The sequence below is a fragment of the Pseudomonas sp. C11 genome (assembly GCF_034683865.1).
Lineage (GTDB): Bacteria > Pseudomonadota > Gammaproteobacteria > Pseudomonadales > Pseudomonadaceae > Aquipseudomonas.
The window spans coordinates 410,415-427,930 of sequence record NZ_JAWIIP010000002.1 but is presented as its reverse complement, the minus strand read 5'-3'; the positions used below and the strand labels follow the sequence as shown (position 1 = coordinate 427,930).

The following is a 17,516-nucleotide window of genomic DNA, read 5'->3' as shown; positions in this document are numbered from 1 at the left end:
TGTTGATTTTCAAGTTTCTTCCCGCCGAATGCCGGTGGGGCATCGCCCGGAGGATTGCCATGCGTATTAAGGTTCATTGCCAGAACCGGGTCGGCATCCTGCGCGACATGCTCAACCTGCTGGTCGACTATGGCATCAACGTGGCCCGCGGCGAAGTGGGGGGCGAGCAGGGCAATGCCATCTACCTGCATTGCCCGAACCTGATTAATCTGCAGTTCCAGTCGCTGCGGCCGAAATTCGAAGCCATTCCCGGTGTGTTCGGCGTAAAACGGGTCGGCCTGATGCCCAGCGAGCGCCGTCACCTGGAACTCAATGCCTTGCTCGGTGCATTGGATTTTCCGGTGCTGTCGATCGACATGGGCGGCTCCATCGTCGCGGCCAACCGCAGTGCCGCGCAGTTGCTCGGCGTGCGTGTGGATGAGGTGCCGGGCATGGCGCTGTCGCGTTATGCCGAGGATTTCGACCTGCCCGAGCTGGTGCGTGCCAACAAGGCGCGGATCAATGGCCTGCGGGTGAAGATCAAGGGCGATGTGTTCCTCGCCGATATTGCACCGCTGCAGAACGAGCATGACGACAGCGAGGCGCTGGCCGGCGCAGTGCTGACCCTGCACCGCGCCGACCGGGTCGGTGAGCGTATCTACCACGTGCGCAAACAGGAACTGCGCGGCTTCGACTCGATCTTTCAAAGCTCCAAGGTCATGGCGGCCGTAGTGCGCGAGGCGCGGCGCATGGCGCCGCTGGATGCGCCCTTGCTGATCGAGGGCGAAACCGGTACCGGCAAGGAACTGCTGGCGCGCGCCTGCCACCTGGCCAGCCCGCGCGGGCAGTCACCGTTCATGGCGCTCAACTGCGCCGGCTTGCCCGAATCCATGGCCGAGACCGAGCTGTTCGGTTATGGCCCGGGCGCCTTCGAAGGGGCGCGCCCGGAAGGCAAGCTCGGCCTGCTGGAACTGACCGCCGGCGGCACGCTGTTCCTCGATGGCGTCGGCGAGATGAGCCCGCGCCTGCAGGCCAAGCTGCTGCGCTTTCTGCAGGACGGCTGCTTCCGTCGCGTGGGCAGCGACGAAGAGGTGTACCTGGATGTACGGGTGTTCTGTGCTACCCAGGTGGATCTGTCCGAGCTGTGCGCCCGTGGCGAGTTCCGCCAGGATCTCTACCATCGCCTCAACGTGCTCAGCCTGCACATTCCGCCGCTGCGTGAATGCCTCGACGGCCTGGCGCCGCTGGTGGAGCACTTTCTCGATTCGGCCAGCCGGCAGATCGGTTGCGCCTTACCCAAGCTGGCGCCGCAGGCGTTCGAGCGCATGGCCCATTACCACTGGCCAGGCAACGTGCGGCAACTGGAGAACGTGCTGTTCCAGGCGGTTTCACTGTGCGAAGGCGGTACGGTGAAGGCCGAGCACATCCGCCTGCCGGATTACGGCGCACCACAGCCGCTGGGTGAGTTCTCGGTCGACGGCAGCCTGGATGACATTCTCGGCCGCTTCGAGAAGGCGGTGCTGGAGCGCCTGTATCACGAGCACCCGAGCAGCCGCCAACTGGGCAAGCGACTCGGGGTTTCCCACACCACCATCGCCAACAAGCTGCGCCAGCACGGCCTGGGCAAGGAATAGTCGCGACCTACGACCTTGGTGCAATAGGCAGGGCAGGCACCTGCAGCGACACTGAGGCCGTCCCAATGATCCTGCGTGATTTGGGTGCAAGCGTTTCCGCATTCCTCTTGAGGAATGCCTTGAATGGGCGGGCGACCAGTTGGTCGCCCTTTTTTTTGCCCTCTGGTTTGCCTGGGCGTCTTGCTCAGGTCGCTTTATCTGCGTTGCGCCCTGTCTGCTGTGCTCACGCATGCCTGACAGCTTTGGAGTCTCTGGGCAGTCAGGAGGGGCGCCAGGTAAAGCCCGTCACACCTGTGCATCCAGAGGGCGCGCGCTGAACTCGTCCAGCTTCCGAGAGTCAGTCTCTTGTCCCCTGGATATTTCTAAATATGTCAGGCATCGATGTCGAATATTACCAACTGTGATTGGGCATATCTCTGCCTAGGCAGTATTGTGCCTGGCAATCACTGCCTGAGCAGGTAATCGCCAATGCCACATTTCGATCGTGAACGTTTCTCGCTGCAGCATTCTCCCGGGCACCTGATCGCTCTGATCAACCAGCTCAAGGATCGAATGATCGAGCGTCACCTGGTGGATCACCAGGTCACCGCCGCGCAATTCAAGGTGGTGCTGCTGGTCAGCCAGCAGCGCGCCAGCACCCCGGCCGAGCTGGTGCGCCTGCTCAATCTCGACAGTGGGGCCATGACCCGCATGCTCGATCGCCTGGAGCAGAAGGGCCTGCTGACCCGTGAGCGCAGCCAGGCAGACCGCCGCCAGGTTTACCTGCGTCTGACCGAGGCCGGCGAGGCACTCGGCGTACAGGTGCCGCAGATCGCGGCGGACGCCACCAATGAGCTGACCGGCTGCCTGACGCGCGCCGAACTCGACGAATTCCAACGCCTGATGAAAAAGATGCTGATGGCTGCCGATGCCTTGCCGCAGCAGCCAGGAGAATGATGAACACCATGCCGTTGCGTACCCCCTTGTCCCTGCTTTTCAGCGCGCTGTTGCTGGCCGCCTGTGCTTCCCCTCATGGTCTGCATACTCAGGGGCAGGCCCTGGATGCTGCCAGCCTTCAGGGGCCGACCTTCAGTGGCAAGCTGTCGCCAGCGGCCTGGCCGGCCAGTGACTGGTGGAATCGCCTGGGCGATCCACAGCTCGATGCACTGATCGACGAGGCCCTGCGCAGCAACCCGGATCTGCAGGTTGCCGATGCCCGTGCCCGCCAGGCCAATGCCGCCGTGCTGGCGGCCGATGCCCAGCGCCAGCCGACTCTGACTGGCAATGCCGGGGTGACCCGTTCCCGCTTGGCGCGGGTCGACGACCCCACCGGGCAGGGCGATCGCTACAGCACTTTGCGCAGCCTGTCCCTGGACGGGAGCTACCACTTCGATCTGTGGGGCGGCGAGCGCGCTGCCTGGGAAGCGGCGCTCGGCCGTGCCCGTGCCAGCGAGGTGGATCAACAGGGCGCACGCCTGACCCTGGCCGCCGAGGTGGCCCGCGCCTACAACGATCTGGGCCTGGCCTACGCCACCCAGGATCTGGCCGAGCAGGATCTCAAGCGCAGCCGTGACATGCTCCAACTGGGCCGCAGCCGGGTCGAAGCCGGCCTCGACAGCGAATACCAGTTGCAGCAGACCCAGAGCCTGGAAGCCGCTGCCGAAGCCAGCCTGACGGCCGCCACCCAGCAGGTGCAGAGTGCACGCATTCGCCTGGCGGTGATGCTCGGCCAGGGCCCGGATCGCGGCGCCAGCTTGCCACGCCCGCAACTGATCGCGCCCAGCGCCGTGAGCCTGCCGGCCAACGTGCCGGCCGAGCTCATCGGCCGGCGTCCCGACCTGGTGGCGGCACGCTGGCGCGTCGAGGCAGCCAGCCGTGACATCGATGCCGGCAAGGCCGACTTCTATCCCAATCTCAACCTGAGCGTGGCCGCTGGCAGCAAGTCGCTGCTCGGCGATGCCATGTTCGGCGGGGCCAGCCGCTTCTTCAGTATCGCGCCAGCGCTGAGCCTGCCGATCTTCGATGGTGGCGCGCGCCGCGCGGCGCTGGCCGGGCGCGATGCCGACTACGACCTGGCCGTGGCGCAGTACAACCAGACGCTGGTGACTGCGCTGGGGGATATCGGTGACGTGATCCAGCGCATCCACTCCCTGCAGCGGCAGATCGAGCAACAGCAACGGGCCCGTGACATCGCCCGCAGCTCCTACGACATCGCCATGCAGCGCTATGCCGATGGCATCGGCAACTACCTCGATGCCCTGAGTGTCGAGCAGCAACTGCTGCAGAGCGAACGCCAACTGGCCAGCCTGCAAGCCGAGCGTATCGACGCTTCGGTGCTGCTGATGCAGGCCCTCGGTGGTGGCTTCGAGGCCGCCACCCCGTCATCCACTTCCGCACGCTGAGCACTCGCCATGACCGACTCTCAAACTACTCCCACCACCGAGAACTCAGGCTCGCGCAAACGTCTGCTGCTGGGCCTGGGCGCCGTTATCGTGCTGTGCAGCGCGGCGATCTTCGCCTACCAGGAGCTGTACGGGCGTTTCTACGAAGAAACCGATGATGCCTATGTCGGCGGTAACCTGGTGCAGATCACCCCGCAGATCACCGGTACCGTGACCCGTATCGCCGTGGATGACGGCGATTATGTCGAAGCTGGCCAGCCGCTGGTCTGGCTCGACCCGGCCGACACCCAGGTGGCCCAGCAGAGTGCCGAGGCCAACCTGGCGCGCACCGTGCGCCAGGTACGCGGGCTGTACAGCAACGTCGACAGCTACAAGGCCCAGGTGGCCTCGCGCAGGATCGATGTACAACGCGCGCAGGCCGACTACCAGCGCCGGGTGGCCCTGGCCAGCAAGGGGGCGATTTCCCGCGAGGAGCTGGCGCATGCCCGCGATACCCTGAACAGCGCGCAGAGCGCCCTGACGTCTGCCCAGCAGCAACTGGACACCAACCAGGCGCTGGTCGACGACACCGTGATCGCCTCGCACCCGGACGTGAAGAGTGCCGCCGCGCAGTTGCGCCAGGCCTTCCTCAACAATGCCCGCAGCACACTGGTGGCGCCGGTCAGCGGCTACGTGGCACAGCGTTCGGTGCAGGTCGGCAGCCGCATCCAGCCCGGCGCCGCGCTGATGGCCGTGGTGCCGTTGCATGAGGTGTGGATCGACGCCAACTTCAAGGAAACCCAGCTGCGCGAGATGCGCATCGGCCAGCCGGTGACCGTCGAAGCTGACCTGTATGGTGATGACGTGACCTACCAGGGCCACGTCGAAAGCCTTGGTGTGGGCACCGGTAGCGCGTTTTCGCTGCTGCCAGCGCAGAACGCCAGCGGCAACTGGATCAAGATCGTCCAGCGCCTGCCGGTGCGTATCCGCCTGGACGACGAAGCGCTGGAGAAGCATCCGCTGCGTATCGGCCTGTCGACCACGGTGACCGTCGATCTGCATGACCAGAGCGGCGCCCAGCTGACCAGCCAGATGCCCAAGCAGGCGCGCTTCAGCACTGCGGTGTACGACGCCTCGCTGGGCGAAGCCGACGCGCTGATCGAGCGCATCATTCACGACAACGGCCCGCAGAACGCCGTTGCGACGAAGCAGGGCTGAGATGAGCGACGCCAATTTCCGCCCGGCCAGCATGCTGCTGGCCACCATCGGCATCTCCCTGGCGACCTTCATGCAGGTGCTCGACACCACCATCGCCAACGTCGCGCTGCCGACCATTTCCGGCAACCTCGGGGTCAGCTCGGAGCAGGGCACCTGGGTGATCACCTCGTTCGCCGTGTGCAATGCCATCGCCTTGCCGCTGACTGGCTGGCTGGCGCGGCGTTTCGGCGAGGTGAAGCTGTTCCTCGCCGCCGTGGTGCTGTTCGTGATCACCTCGTTTCTCTGCGGCATCGCCCGTTCCATGCCCGAATTGGTGGCGTTCCGCGCGCTGCAGGGGCTGGTGGCCGGACCGCTGTATCCGATGGCGCAGACACTGCTGCTGGCGATCTTCCCCAGTGCCAAGCGCGGCATGGCCCTGGCGCTGCTGGCGATGGTCACGGTGGTGGCGCCGATCATCGGGCCGATTGCCGGCGGCTGGATCACCGACAGCTATAGCTGGCCGTGGATCTTCTTCATCAACGTACCGATCGGCATTCTCGCCACCCTGGTGGTCTGGGCGCAGTTACGCAGCCGCCCTGAAGTCACCCAGCACCAGCCTATCGACTACGTGGGGCTGATGCTGCTGGTGCTCGGCGTCGGCGTGCTGCAGGTGGTGCTCGACAAGGGCAACGACCTGGACTGGTTCGAGTCCACCTTCATCCAGATCGGCACCGCCATCTCGGTGGTGTCGCTGGTGGCGTTGGTGATCTGGGAGCTGACCGACAAGCACCCGATCATCAACCTGCGCCTGTTCATGTACCGCAACTTCACCTTCGGCACCTTGGCGCTGGTGCTGGGCTACTCCGGCTTCTTCGGCATCAACCTGCTGTTGCCGCAGTGGTTGCAGACCCAACTGGGCTACACGCCGATCTGGGCCGGGCTGGCGGCGGCGCCCATCGGCATCCTGCCGCTGTTCCTGTCGCCACTGGTGGGCAAGTTCGCGCACAAGGTCGACCTGCGCCTGTTGTCCGGTGCTTCGTTCCTGGTGATCGGCGCCTCGTGCTTCATGCGTGCCTCGTTCAACACCGAGGTGGACTACCGGCATATCGCCGAGGTGCAGGTGTTCATGGGGCTGGGCGTGGCGCTGTTCTTCATGCCCACTACCAGCATCCTGCTCTCCAGCCTGCCGCCCAAGGACATCGCTGACGGCTCGGGCCTGGCTACCTTCCTGCGTGTGCTGGGGGGCAGCTTCGCCTCGTCGCTGACCACTTGGATCTGGCATCGCCGGGAGATTTATCACCACGCGCAACTGACCGAGCACGTCACCGCCTATGACCCGGCCACCCAGCATTACCTGGAGCAGCTTGGCGGTGCCTCGCAGTCAGCCTATGCGCAGATCGACCGGGTGGTGGAAAGCCAGGCCTACATGCTCTCCACGGTGGACTACTTCACCCTGCTTGGCTGGCTGTTCTTCGGCCTGATCCTGATCATCTGTCTGGCCAAACCGCCGTTCTCGGCCAAGGGCGCGGAGGCGGGGGGCGGGCATTGATCGCGGCTTGCCTGCGATTACGGCGCCGCACTCACGATTCGCCGCGAGGTCGCGGCTCCTACACGACCGCGAGCCGCCTGGCAGCCGTGTAGGAGCGCCGTCCCGGCGCGAAAGCGATGCTGGTCACCGCGCGATGGTCGGTTGTTGCATCAGGCTTCGCCTTCGGTCATCCACTTTGGCTTGGGATAACGACGATCCGCCTTGCCGGCCTTGAGGATGGCGCCCGGTACGTCGTGGCCGATCAGGTCGGGCAGGGTGGCGGCGGCTTCGAGCAGGGCATCGAGGTTCACGCCGGTGTCCAGGCCCATGCGCTGGAACATATGCACCAGATCTTCGGTGCAGATATTGCCGCTGGCGCCCGGTGCATAGGGGCAGCCACCAAGACCACCGAGCGAGGCGTCAAAGCGGTCGATGCCGGCATTCAGCGCCGCCAGGGCATTGGCCAGACCCATGCCACGGGTGTTGTGAAAGTGCGCGGTGAACACCGCTTCCGGCCAGCGCTGCAAGGCTTCGCGGCAGATGCGCTCGACCTGCGCCGGATCAGCCATACCGGTGGTGTCGCACAGAGTCACGCCCTGCACGCCGATCTCCAGCAGGCGCTCGGTCAGCTCGTATACGCGGGCTTCGGGCACCTCGCCCTCGAAGGGGCAACCGAAAGTGGTCGACAGCGAGGCGTTGATAAATACGCCGCTGCCGCGCGTCACTTCGATGATCTCGGCGAACTGCGCCAGCGACTGTTCCGGCGTCATGCGCAGGTTGGCCAGGCCGTGGGTGTCGCTGGCCGACATCACCAGATTGATCTCGTCCACCTCGCAGGACAATGCGCGTTCGCAGCCCTTCACGTTGGGCACCAGCACGGTGTACTCGACGCCTGCCACACGCTGGATGCCGCGCATCACTTCTTCGGCATCGCGCAGGTTGGGGATGGCCTTGGGCGAGGTGAAGGAGGTCACCTCGATCTTCGCCAAGCCGGTGCAGGACAGGCGATCGATCAGGGCGATCTTGTCTTCAGTGGGTATGAAGGCGGCTTCGATCTGGAAGCCGTCGCGGGTGGCGACGTCCTGGATGTAAAGGCGTTTTGTCATGAGGGAATCCTGGTGGGTAGTAGGGGGATGACGCTCTTTTCATCCACCCTTGCGATCATCGAGTGATTGCAGGCGTGATCTAGGTGCCCTGGTTGATGGGGCGGTGGTGGACAAGCTTCGCGTTGTCCACCCTACGGGTACTCAGCAGGCCTTGTAGCCCGGATTCAATCCGGGAAAATGCGTCGGCAAATCCCGGATTTCATCCGGGCTACGGACTGGTGCGCACGGCGCACCCTACGCTGTAGCTGCCGTTAAATAATTCCGCGCTCGCGCAGACCTGCGACCTGTTCCTCGCTCAGGCCAAGGCCGGCGAGAATGTCGTCGTTGTGCTCGCCCAACTGCGGGCCGCCGGTGCCGATACGGCCCGGCGTGCGGCTGAGTTTGGGCAGCACGCCCGGCACCTTGAGCGGGCCGACGCTGGTCTGCACCTGCTCGATCATCTGCCGCGCCAGGTAGTGCGGATCCTGCACGATGTCGGCGGCGGTGTAGGGGTAGCCGGCCGGCACGCGGGCGCCCTTGAGCGCTTCGATCACTTCATCGCGGCTGCGCTGGGCGCTCCATTCGGCAATGGAACCGTCGATCAGCTCGGCATGCTGGCTGCGCCCGTCGTTCTGCGCCAGGCGCGGGTCGTTGCCCAGGTCGTCGCGGCCGATCAGGCTCATCAGGCGTTTGTAGATGCTGTCGCCATTACCGGCGATCAGCACGTAGCTGCCGTCGTTGCACGGGTAGGAGTTGGACGGCGTGATGCCGGGCAGGGCGCTGCCGGCCGGCTCGCGGATATAGCCAAAGGCGTCGTATTCGGGAATCAGACTTTCCATCATGGCGAACACCGACTCGTACAGCGCCACGTCGATTTCCTGGCCTTCGCCGCTGCGCGCACGCTCCTGCAGGGCCAGCAGCACGCCGATCACGCCGTACAGCGAGGACAGCGAATCGCCAATGCTGATACCGACGCGCACCGGCGCCTGGCCGGGGTAGCCGGAGAGGTGGCGCAGGCCGCCCATGGCTTCGCCGATCACGCCGAAACCGGGCAGGTCGCGGTAGGGGCCGGTCTGCCCGTAACCGGAGATGCGCAGCATGATCAGCCGCGGGTTGATCGCCTTCAGCGCGTCATACCCCAGGCCCCAGCCTTCCAGCGTGCCGGGGCGGAAGTTCTCCACCAGCACGTCTGCCTCGGCTACCAGCTTACGCACGATGTCCTGGGCTTCGGCCTGCTTCAGGTCGAGGGTCAGCGAGCGCTTGTTGCGCGACTGCACGTGCCACCAGAGCGAGGTGCCGTCCTTGATCTTGCGCCATTTGCGCAGCGGGTCGCCGACGCCCGGCGGCTCGATCTTGATCACGTCGGCGCCGAATTCGCCGAGCAGTTTGCTGGCGAAGGGGCCGGCGATGAGCTGGCCCATCTCGATCACCTTGAGCCCCAGCAGGGCCATGTTGCTGGTGTTGTTTTGAGTCATGGCTGCACCTGATTTGCCTGTGCGTTTCTCGTGGTGCGCAGGATGGCGCAGCGGCGCGGTGCCGACAATTGCCCAATGGCCAAGCTAGGCTTCGCGTATCGCGAAGTGGCATGCTGTAAATCAGCTTCCTGGCAGCATCGCTTCGCCAGGCACGAAATGGAGACCCCATGCGCCGTATCGATTTCGTCACCCTCAAACTGTTCGTCGCCATCGCCGACGAGCGCAGCCTGACCCGCGCCGCCGAGCGCGAGCACCTGGCCCTGGCGGCGGTGAGCAAGCGCGTCAGTGACCTGGAAAATCAGCTCGGTATCGCCTTGCTCTATCGCCAGCCCAAGGGCGTCGAGCTGACCCCGGCGGGCCATGCGCTGCTGCACCACGCGCGCAACATGATGGACAACCTCGAACAGCTCAACGCCGACCTCAGCGAATTCAGCGAGGGAGTGAAGGGCCATGTGCGCATCCACGCCAACACCTCGGCGGTGATCGAGTTCCTGCCCGAGGATCTGGCCGGCTTCAGCCGCCTGCACCCGCAGGTGAAGATCGATCTGGAGGAGCGCGTCAGTAGCGAAACCATTCGCGCCGTGCGCGAGGGGCTGACCGATATCGGCATCTTCGCCGGACATGTGCCGGCCGAGGATCTGCAGGTATTCACCTACCGCCACGACCAGTTGGTACTGGTCACTCCACGCGAGCATCCCCTGGCCGAACGCGACGGCCTGTTCCTGCGCGAGGCAGTGGGCTTCGATTTCATCGGCCTGCAGCAGGACGCTTCCCTGCACAGCCTGCTGCAGCACTCGGCGCACAGCCAGGGCGTGGCCCTGCGCCTGCGCATCCAGGTGCGCAGCTTCGAGGCCATCTGCCGGATGATCCACACCGGTATGGGCGTCGGCGTGTTGCCGGATCTGGCGGTGCGTACCTACCTACCGGCGCTGGATGTGCGGGTGATCCCGCTGCACGACCCCTGGGCCCGGCGCGAACTCAAGGTGGCGGTGCGCAACCAGGACACCCTTTCGCTGACCGCGAAGCAGATGCTCGATCACCTGCGCAGTAGCTCGTCGACAGAGGCTATTTCAGCGCTGCCTTCGTGAATGCCGAAGGCTCGGTTGTTCAAATGTGAATTTCAGCATGGAGGGCACCGCAGTAGAGTCCGGGGCAATCGACGGCGATCCGCCCTCGACGCTCAGACAAAAACAACAGGAGCTCTCCATGAAGTTCTCATTCGTCCGTCGTGGCCTGGCCGGCGTGCTCGCCGGTTGTGCGCTGCTTGGTGCAGTGTCGGCATACGCAGCCGAGTCGCAGCCGACCGCCCCGATCTTGATCAAGTTTTCCCATATCACCGCCGACAGCACGCCCAAGGGTCAGGGCGCACTGCTGTTCAAGAAGCTGGTGGAGGAGCGCCTGGCCGGCAAGGTCAAGGTCGATGTCTACTCCAACTCCTCGCTGTATGGCGATGGCAAGGAAATGGAAGCGCTGCTGCTCAATGAAGTGCAGATGCTGGCGCCGGCACCGTCCAAGCTGGAGCAATACACCAAGCAACTGCAGCTGTTCGACATGATGTTCCTGTTCGATGACGTGGCCGCCGCGCAGCGCTTCCAGGCTTCGGACAAGGGCAAGGCGCTGCTCAAGTCGATGGAGAGCAAGGGCATCACCGGCCTGGCCTACTGGCTCAATGGCATGCGCCAGTTCACTGCCAACAAGCCGCTGCGTGAGCCGGCCGATGCCCGAGGTCTGAAGTTCCGCGTGCAGCCGTCCGATCTGCAGGCCGCGCAGTACAGCGCCTTGCGCGCCGTACCGCGCAAGATGAGTTTCGCCGAGATCTATCAGGGCCTGCAGACCGGGGTGGTCAACGCCCAGGACAACCCCTGGTCGAACATCTACTCGCAGAAGTACTTCGAGGTGCAGAAGTACATGACCGAGTCCAACCATGCCATCGGCAACTACCTGCTGATCACCAACACCCAGTTCTGGAACGGCCTGCCGGGGGATATCCGCAGCGAGCTGGAACAGATCGTCGACGAGGTGACCGTCGAGGTGAACAAGCAGGCCGAGGCGCTGAACGCCGAAGCCCGTCAGGCGATCCTCGACACCGGCAAGAGCGAGATCATTACTCTGACACCGGAGCAGCGCGCGAAGTGGCGTGACGCCGTGCGCCCGGCCTGGAAGAAGTTCGAGGCCGAGATCGGCGCTGATGTGATCAAGGCCGCGCAGGCCGCGAACCAGCACTAAGCCTGCGGGGGGCAGATCAGGACGGCGCACATCGCGCCGTTTTGCTCGTTGGCTGAGCGACGCCCCAGTGCGCTCTGCATTTTCGACGTGTTCATGGCCCTGCCGAGTTGGCTCGGCATGCGCCCGGTAGAGCCTCACGACCATGGTCTTAGCCTGGTAAGACCATGGTCGAATGGCCTCACGGAGGGTCGGGGGATACAAAAGGCACCATACAAAAACAACTTCCCCGTCGAGGTGATTCCATGAGTGCTGCGTCCCTTTACCCTGTGCGTCCCGAAGTGGCCGCGCGGACACTGACCGACGAGGCCACCTACAAGGCCATGTACCAACAGTCGGTGGTCAACCCCGAGGGTTTCTGGCGTGAGCAGGGCAAGCGCATCGATTGGGTCAAGCCCTACGACAAGGTCAAGCAGACCTCCTTCGACGACCACCACGTCGACATCAAGTGGTACGCCGACGGCACCCTGAACGTCTCCTACAACTGCCTCGACCGTCACCTGGAAACGCGTGGCGACCAGGTCGCGATCATCTGGGAAGGCGACGATCCGTCCGAGCACCGGGAAATCACTTACCGCGAGCTGCACGAGCAAGTGTGCAAGTTCGCCAACGCCCTGCGCGGCCAGGACATTCACCGCGGCGACGTGGTGACCATCTACATGCCGATGATCCCGGAAGCTGTCGTGGCCATGCTGGCCTGCGCGCGCATCGGTGCCATCCACTCAGTGGTGTTCGGCGGCTTCTCGCCCGAGGCCCTGGCCGGTCGTATCATCGACTGCAAATCCAAGGTGGTGATCACCGCCGACGAAGGCGTACGCGGTGGCAAGAAGGTGCCGCTGAAAGCCAACGTCGACGACGCGCTGACCAACCCCGAAACCAACAGCGTGCAGAAGATCATCGTGGTCAACCGCACCGGTGGCCAGATCAAGTGGAACCAGCATCGCGACATCTGGTACGAAGACTTGATGAAGGTTGCCGGCAGCGTCTGTGCGCCGAAGGAAATGGGTGCCGAAGAAGCCCTGTTCATCCTCTACACCTCCGGCTCCACCGGTAAGCCGAAAGGCGTGCTGCACACCACAGGCGGCTACCTGGTATACGCCTCGCTGACCCATGAGCGTGTGTTCGACTACCGCCCGGGCGAGGTTTTCTGGTGCACCGCCGACATCGGCTGGGTCACCGGTCATACCTACCTGGTCTACGGCCCGCTGGCCAACGGCGCGACCACCGTGATGTTCGAAGGCGTGCCGAACTATCCGAACGTTTCCCGCGTTGCCAAGATCGTCGACAAACACAAGGTCAACATTCTCTACACCGCACCGACCGCCATTCGCGCCATGATGGCCGAGGGCAAGGCCGCGGTCGAAGGCGCCGACGGCTCCAGCTTGCGCCTGCTCGGTTCGGTCGGTGAGCCGATCAACCCGGAAGCCTGGCAGTGGTACTACGAGAACGTCGGTCAGAGCCGTTGCCCGATCGTCGACACCTGGTGGCAGACCGAAACCGGTGCCTGCCTGATGACCCCGCTGCCGGGCGCACATGGCCTCAAGCCGGGCTCTGCCGCACGGCCGTTCTTCGGCGTACAGCCGGCGCTGGTGGACAACCTGGGCAACATCATCGATGGGCCGGCCGAAGGCAACCTGGTGATCATCGACTCCTGGCCGGGCCAGGCGCGCACCCTGTTCGGCGACCACGACCGCTTCGTCGATACCTACTTCAAGACCTTCAAGGGCATGTACTTCACCGGTGACGGTGCGCGTCGCGACGAAGACGGCTACTGGTGGATCACCGGGCGCGTCGACGATGTGCTCAACGTTTCCGGCCACCGCATGGGTACCGCCGAGATCGAGAGCGCCATGGTCGCCCACCCGAAAGTCGCCGAGGCGGCGGTGGTCGGTGTGCCGCACGACATCAAGGGACAGGGCATCTACGTCTACGTCACCCTGAACGCTGGCGAGGAGTCCTCCGAGCAACTGCGTCAGGAACTGCGCAACTGGGTACGCAAGGAAATCGGCCCGATCGCCACGCCTGACGTGATCCAGTGGGCACCCGGCTTGCCCAAGACCCGTTCGGGCAAGATCATGCGCCGTATCCTGCGCAAGATCGCCACCGCCGAATACGATGCACTCGGCGACATTTCCACGCTGGCCGATCCTGGCGTGGTGCAGCACCTCATCGACACGCACAAGCAGATGCAAACCGCCTGCGCCTGATCGGCAACGGCACCCGAAAACCCCGCCCGGCCAAAAGCCCGGCGGGGTTTTTCATTCTCGGGTACCCGTTCCTGGATACCGAGCAAGCGCCTGATCTGTTTGCAACGAAAATTAGTTATACGTAAATAAAATTTTGTACAACTGTTGTATCGATGTGCATAATGGCCGGGTGCCAGATTCCTGGCCGATCCACCGTATTCATTCCGTTCGCATCCCGTCTTACCCCTCTGGGCACTGAAATGGCTCAGGGCGCGATGGTGTGCGCCTGCAACTCACTTTCGACTCAGGGGTGCCCATGTTTGCCAATCTCAGCATGTCGCAGAAGTTGTACAGCGGATTCGGCGTCGTATTGCTGGTCATTCTGCTGCTGGTGCTCAGCACCTGGCGTGGCTTCGATCAGGTCGATAGCGCGGTCAAGCACAATATTCATACCTATAACGTGATCAACGAGTCGGCTGACCTGCTGGCCAGCCTGATCAATATCGAAACCGGTGCACGTGGGTTCCTCATCACCGGGCGCGACCAGTTTCTGGGGCCAATGGATGCAGGCGAGAAGGATTTTCAGGGGCACTTGGCGCAACTGCGCCAGTTGACGCGTGACAACCCGACCCAACAGCGGCGCCTTGGCGAGATTCAGGCGCTGCATGACCAGTGGCTGAACGAGGAGATCAAGACCAATCTCGATCTGCGCCGCCAGGTGACGTCGGGGCAGAAGACCTTCGACGCTCTGGTCGAGCATGTGTCGGCCGGTGGCGCCAAGGTCAAGATGGACGCCATGCGGCGGATCATCGGCGAGCTGCAGGGGGAGGAACGCGCGCTGCTGGAGAGTCGTACGGACTCGATGAACGCGGCCAAGTCGCTGTCGCTGACCATCCTGCTGGTGGGTGGGGTGATCGCCACGTTGTTGGCCATGAGCGTGGCCTTCCTGATGTCGCGCAGCATCTCCGGGCGTCTGCAGCAGGCGGTCGAGATCGCGCGCAAGATCGCCGAAGGTCGGCTCGATTCCACTATCGAGCGGGCTGGCCGCGACGAGATCGGTGTGCTGCTCGATGCCTTCGCCACCATGCAGGAGCGCCTGCGCGAGATGATCGGGCAGATTCGCGCGGGAGCGGGGCAATTGGTGGCTTCGGCGCAGAACATTTCCAGTGCGTCGAGCCAACTGTCGGTTTCCGCCCAGGAGCAGTCGCACGCGGCATCGAGCATGGCGGCGACGGTCGAGGAACTGACCGTGAGCATCAACCACGTGGCCGACAACGCCAACGAGGCGCATGAGTTGTCCAGCGAGTCGGGGCGTCAGTCAGCCGACGGCGGTGCGGTGATCCAGGAGACGCTGGGCAGCATGCAGCGCATCGCCGATACCGTGCAGGGCGCGGCCACGCAGATCGCCGAACTGGGTCAGCATTCGGATCAGATTTCCTCCATCGTCAACGTGATCAGGGAGATCGCCGACCAGACCAACCTGCTGGCCCTCAACGCGGCCATCGAGGCGGCTCGGGCTGGCGAGCAGGGGCGCGGCTTCGCCGTGGTCGCCGACGAGGTGCGCCTGCTGGCGCAGCGCACGGCCAACTCCACCCAGGAGATCACCGAGATGATCAAGAAGATCCAGACCGGCACACGCAACGCCGTGAGCAACATGGAGGTTGGCGTGCAACAGGTCAACGGTGGCCTGGTGCAGGCCGGCCGGGCAGGCGATGCTATCGTCAGCATCCGTAATGCCTCCGGGCGCGTCGTCGGCGTGGTCGATCAGATCTCCCTGGCGCTGCGCGAACAGACCGTTGCCAGCCAGGACGTGGCGCGCAACGTCGAGCGCATCGCGCAGATGTCGCAGGAAAACAGCGAAGCGGTGAGCGATACCTCGCGAACGGCGCACGAGCTGCAGCAGTTGGCGGTGTCTCTGGAGAAAAATGTCGCGTTCTTCCGCTTTTGACTAGGCTCACAATAGCTAGCCACCAAGGGTGGTCCCGATAAGGAAGCACAGATGGGTATTGCCAGCCAGAGTATCTTTCCTCAGCCATTCCGGGCTGTGGGATGCGCCGAGTGTCGAAACGCTGAGGCCCTGGGTTTCGACTTCACCATGGCGTTTCAGTTGATCGTCGATATCGAGGAGCGGCGGCCGTTCGCCTATGAGGCTCTGGTGCGAGGCTGCAACGGAGAGTCTGCCGGTGAGGTGCTGGGCTGGGTCAACGACAGCAATCGCTATCGTTTCGACCAGGCCTGTCGGGTCAAGGCCATCGAGCAGGCCGCCACGCTGGGCTTGCTCGATATCCCGGATTGCCTGCTGAGCATCAACTTCCTGCCCAATGCGGTCTATCGCGCCGAAACCTGTATTCGCGCGACGTTGGAGGCAGCCAGACGCTTCGCCTTTCCGCAGGAACGGTTGATGTTCGAGGTCACCGAGGGCGAGCGTATCCACGATGCCGAGCACCTCAAGCAAATCTTCACCGAGTATGGCCGTCAGGGCTTTACCACGGCCATCGACGACTTCGGCGCCGGCTATTCCGGGCTCAACCTGCTGGCTGAGTTCCAGCCGCACATCCTCAAGCTGGACATGGCCCTGACCCGGGGCATCGACCAGGACGACGTGCGTCAGGCCATCGTTGCCGGCATCGTCCTGGTGGCGCAGCGCCTGGGCATTCGCATCATCGCCGAAGGCATCGAAACGGCCGGGGAGCGCGACGCCTTGCTCGAATTGGGCATCCGCTACATGCAGGGTTTCCTTTTCGCCAGACCACAGACCGACAGGCTCTGCTTGCCCTGATGCTGCAACGAAAAACGCCCTGATCATCAGGGCGTTTTAGTGTGCGCGTGAGGACTTAGAGTGCGCCGAAGACCTTCTTCGCCAGGCTGGTGGCGGCTGCGGCCGGGTTCTCACGGATGCTGGTTTCCTGCTTGGCGATCATCTCGAACAGGCCGTTGAGTGCCTGCTCGGTGACGTAGCCTTCGGCCGTGGCGTTCTTCGCATCGACCACGCCGAAACTGGCCGCCTGGCTGGCGAAGGCGTTGTACTGCTGGGCCAGACCGACCTTGTCGGTGGCCTGCTTGACGATGGGCAGGAACTTGGCGCGGATCTGCTCGCGGCTGCTCTTGTTCAGGTACTGCGTGGCCGAGTCGTTACCCCCGCTGAGGATGGCCTTGGCGTCGGCCACGGTCATCTTCTTCACTGCATCGACCAGCAGTGCCTGGGCCTGAGGCACGGCGGCTTCGGCGGCCTTGTTCATGCTCTCTTCGAGCTGATCGACCTGTGCGCCCATGCCCATCATCTTCATGGTCTTGGCGGCTTTGCCGAGCTTGCCGGGTAGTTCGATGCGCACGTCGGGGTTGTTGCTGAAGCCGCCTGGCGTGCCCAGTTGCTTGACCGCCACCTGCGCGCCCTGGATCAGCGCATCCTTGAGGCCGCCGCTGGCGTCCTGCTGGCTCAGGTCGGAGAGGGACAGGGCGAAGACGTTGGCCGAGAGCAGCAGACCGGCAGCTAGGGTGGTGAGGCGCAGCATGGTGGTGTTCCTTGCATCGGGGGGAATGTTTCGAGCTTAACAGGCTGGTGGGAAATCGGCTGCGTTGGTGCTGAAGGCTTGCAGGGTTCTTTTTGAAAGGGTGGGGAAGTTGGGGGTGATATTGGACTGGCAGGTTTATGTTTTTGGTGTTCTGGACGCCGCTTCGGTGTGTTCAGACATTCCGGGTTTCGCCCCCTCGGGCGACTCACTTTTCTTTGAAGTGCGCAAAGAAAAGTAAGCAAAAGAAAGCGCACCCCATCATCCGGCCCCGGCTGCGCCGGGGTTCGTTCGCTCCATCGTCGCTACGAGGGTCGGCGTACATGGGCCATCCCTGGCC

The 17,516-nt window shown here is 63.9% G+C and carries 13 protein-coding genes and 1 pseudogene; 11 read left to right on the top strand and 3 right to left on the bottom strand.

What is annotated here, in order from left to right; all coding sequences use genetic code 11:
* Positions 1-59 precede the first annotated feature (59 nt).
* The 5 genes from VC352_RS05015 to VC352_RS04995 all read left to right on the top strand — a co-directional run bounded on the left by VC352_RS05015 (position 60) and on the right by VC352_RS04995 (position 6,719).
* Complete coding sequence (locus VC352_RS05015) at positions 60-1,613, top strand: sigma-54-dependent transcriptional regulator (protein ID WP_322978484.1); 1,554 nt, start codon at positions 60-62, stop codon at positions 1,611-1,613.
* A gap of 468 nt (positions 1,614-2,081) precedes the next feature.
* Complete coding sequence (locus VC352_RS05010; protein ID WP_322978483.1) at positions 2,082-2,549, top strand: MarR family winged helix-turn-helix transcriptional regulator; 468 nt, start codon at positions 2,082-2,084, stop codon at positions 2,547-2,549.
* On the top strand, positions 2,549-3,994 hold the full coding sequence (locus tag VC352_RS05005; protein WP_322978482.1) for an efflux transporter outer membrane subunit: 1,446 nt from the start codon (positions 2,549-2,551) through the stop codon (positions 3,992-3,994). Before VC352_RS05010 ends, VC352_RS05005 begins: the two co-directional genes overlap by 1 nt.
* Positions 3,995-4,003: 9 nt before the next feature.
* Positions 4,004-5,191: an efflux RND transporter periplasmic adaptor subunit gene (locus tag VC352_RS05000; protein ID WP_322978481.1), complete on the top strand. Its 1,188-nt coding sequence runs from the start codon at positions 4,004-4,006 to the stop codon at positions 5,189-5,191.
* A 1-nt stretch (position 5,192) separates the two neighbouring features.
* Positions 5,193-6,719 (top strand): DHA2 family efflux MFS transporter permease subunit, encoded by a 1,527-nt coding sequence (locus VC352_RS04995; RefSeq protein ID WP_322978480.1) that lies wholly within the window; start codon positions 5,193-5,195, stop codon positions 6,717-6,719.
* Between the two features lie 149 nt (positions 6,720-6,868).
* Here VC352_RS04995 and VC352_RS04990 read toward each other — a convergent pair whose 3' ends face one another.
* On the bottom strand, positions 6,869-7,804 hold the full coding sequence (locus tag VC352_RS04990; RefSeq protein WP_322978479.1) for a hydroxymethylglutaryl-CoA lyase: 936 nt from the start codon (positions 7,802-7,804) through the stop codon (positions 6,869-6,871).
* A gap of 251 nt (positions 7,805-8,055) precedes the next feature.
* Positions 8,056-9,258, bottom strand: coding sequence for a CaiB/BaiF CoA-transferase family protein (locus VC352_RS04985; RefSeq protein ID WP_322978478.1), 1,203 nt, complete (start codon positions 9,256-9,258; stop codon positions 8,056-8,058).
* 167 nt (positions 9,259-9,425) lie between these two features.
* On the opposite strand from VC352_RS04985, the gene VC352_RS04980 reads away from it, so the two are divergent.
* The 6 genes and pseudogenes from VC352_RS04980 to VC352_RS04960 all read left to right on the top strand — a co-directional run bounded on the left by VC352_RS04980 (position 9,426) and on the right by VC352_RS04960 (position 16,446).
* A complete protein-coding gene (locus VC352_RS04980) occupies positions 9,426-10,346 on the top strand; it encodes a LysR family transcriptional regulator (RefSeq protein WP_322978477.1) in 921 nt (306 codons plus the stop codon).
* Between the two features lie 118 nt (positions 10,347-10,464).
* Positions 10,465-11,484: a TRAP transporter substrate-binding protein gene (locus VC352_RS04975; RefSeq protein ID WP_322978476.1), complete on the top strand. Its 1,020-nt coding sequence runs from the start codon at positions 10,465-10,467 to the stop codon at positions 11,482-11,484.
* Between the two features lie 242 nt (positions 11,485-11,726).
* On the top strand, positions 11,727-13,688 hold the full coding sequence (gene acs / locus VC352_RS04970; RefSeq protein WP_322978475.1) for an acetate--CoA ligase: 1,962 nt from the start codon (positions 11,727-11,729) through the stop codon (positions 13,686-13,688).
* A gap of 295 nt (positions 13,689-13,983) precedes the next feature.
* Positions 13,984-14,760 (top strand): annotated as a pseudogene (locus tag VC352_RS25315) (CHASE3 domain-containing protein); the annotation flags it as partial.
* A complete protein-coding gene (locus tag VC352_RS25310; RefSeq protein ID WP_416340098.1) occupies positions 14,752-15,615 on the top strand; it encodes a methyl-accepting chemotaxis protein in 864 nt (287 codons plus the stop codon). The pseudogene VC352_RS25315 and the gene VC352_RS25310, both read left to right, overlap by 9 nt.
* A 51-nt stretch (positions 15,616-15,666) precedes the next feature.
* Positions 15,667-16,446, top strand: a complete 780-nt coding sequence (locus VC352_RS04960) for an EAL domain-containing protein (protein ID WP_322978473.1) — start codon at positions 15,667-15,669, stop codon at positions 16,444-16,446.
* Between the two features lie 55 nt (positions 16,447-16,501).
* On the opposite strand, the gene VC352_RS04955 is transcribed toward VC352_RS04960, so the two are convergent.
* Positions 16,502-17,179, bottom strand: a complete 678-nt coding sequence (locus VC352_RS04955; RefSeq protein ID WP_322978472.1) for a DUF4197 domain-containing protein — start codon at positions 17,177-17,179, stop codon at positions 16,502-16,504.
* Between the last annotated feature and the right edge of the window lie 337 nt (positions 17,180-17,516).

Bases quoted from the DNA above. Each gene is read 5' to 3' on its own strand.
- VC352_RS05015 (WP_322978484.1), top strand. From the start codon at position 60: ATGCGTATTAAGGTTCATTGCCAGAACCGGGTCGGCATCCTGCGCGAC.
- VC352_RS05010 (WP_322978483.1), top strand. From the start codon at position 2,082: ATGCCACATTTCGATCGTGAACGTTTCTCGCTGCAGCATTCTCCCGGG.
- VC352_RS05005 (WP_322978482.1), top strand. From the start codon at position 2,549: ATGAACACCATGCCGTTGCGTACCCCCTTGTCCCTGCTTTTCAGCGCG.
- VC352_RS05000 (WP_322978481.1), top strand. From the start codon at position 4,004: ATGACCGACTCTCAAACTACTCCCACCACCGAGAACTCAGGCTCGCGC.
- VC352_RS04995 (WP_322978480.1), top strand. From the start codon at position 5,193: ATGAGCGACGCCAATTTCCGCCCGGCCAGCATGCTGCTGGCCACCATC.
- VC352_RS04990 (WP_322978479.1), bottom strand. From the start codon at position 7,804: ATGACAAAACGCCTTTACATCCAGGACGTCGCCACCCGCGACGGCTTC.
- VC352_RS04985 (WP_322978478.1), bottom strand. From the start codon at position 9,258: ATGACTCAAAACAACACCAGCAACATGGCCCTGCTGGGGCTCAAGGTG.
- VC352_RS04980 (WP_322978477.1), top strand. From the start codon at position 9,426: ATGCGCCGTATCGATTTCGTCACCCTCAAACTGTTCGTCGCCATCGCC.
- VC352_RS04975 (WP_322978476.1), top strand. From the start codon at position 10,465: ATGAAGTTCTCATTCGTCCGTCGTGGCCTGGCCGGCGTGCTCGCCGGT.
- acs (WP_322978475.1), top strand. From the start codon at position 11,727: ATGAGTGCTGCGTCCCTTTACCCTGTGCGTCCCGAAGTGGCCGCGCGG.
- VC352_RS25310 (WP_416340098.1), top strand. From the start codon at position 14,752: ATGCAGGAGCGCCTGCGCGAGATGATCGGGCAGATTCGCGCGGGAGCG.
- VC352_RS04960 (WP_322978473.1), top strand. From the start codon at position 15,667: ATGGGTATTGCCAGCCAGAGTATCTTTCCTCAGCCATTCCGGGCTGTG.
- VC352_RS04955 (WP_322978472.1), bottom strand. From the start codon at position 17,179: ATGCTGCGCCTCACCACCCTAGCTGCCGGTCTGCTGCTCTCGGCCAAC.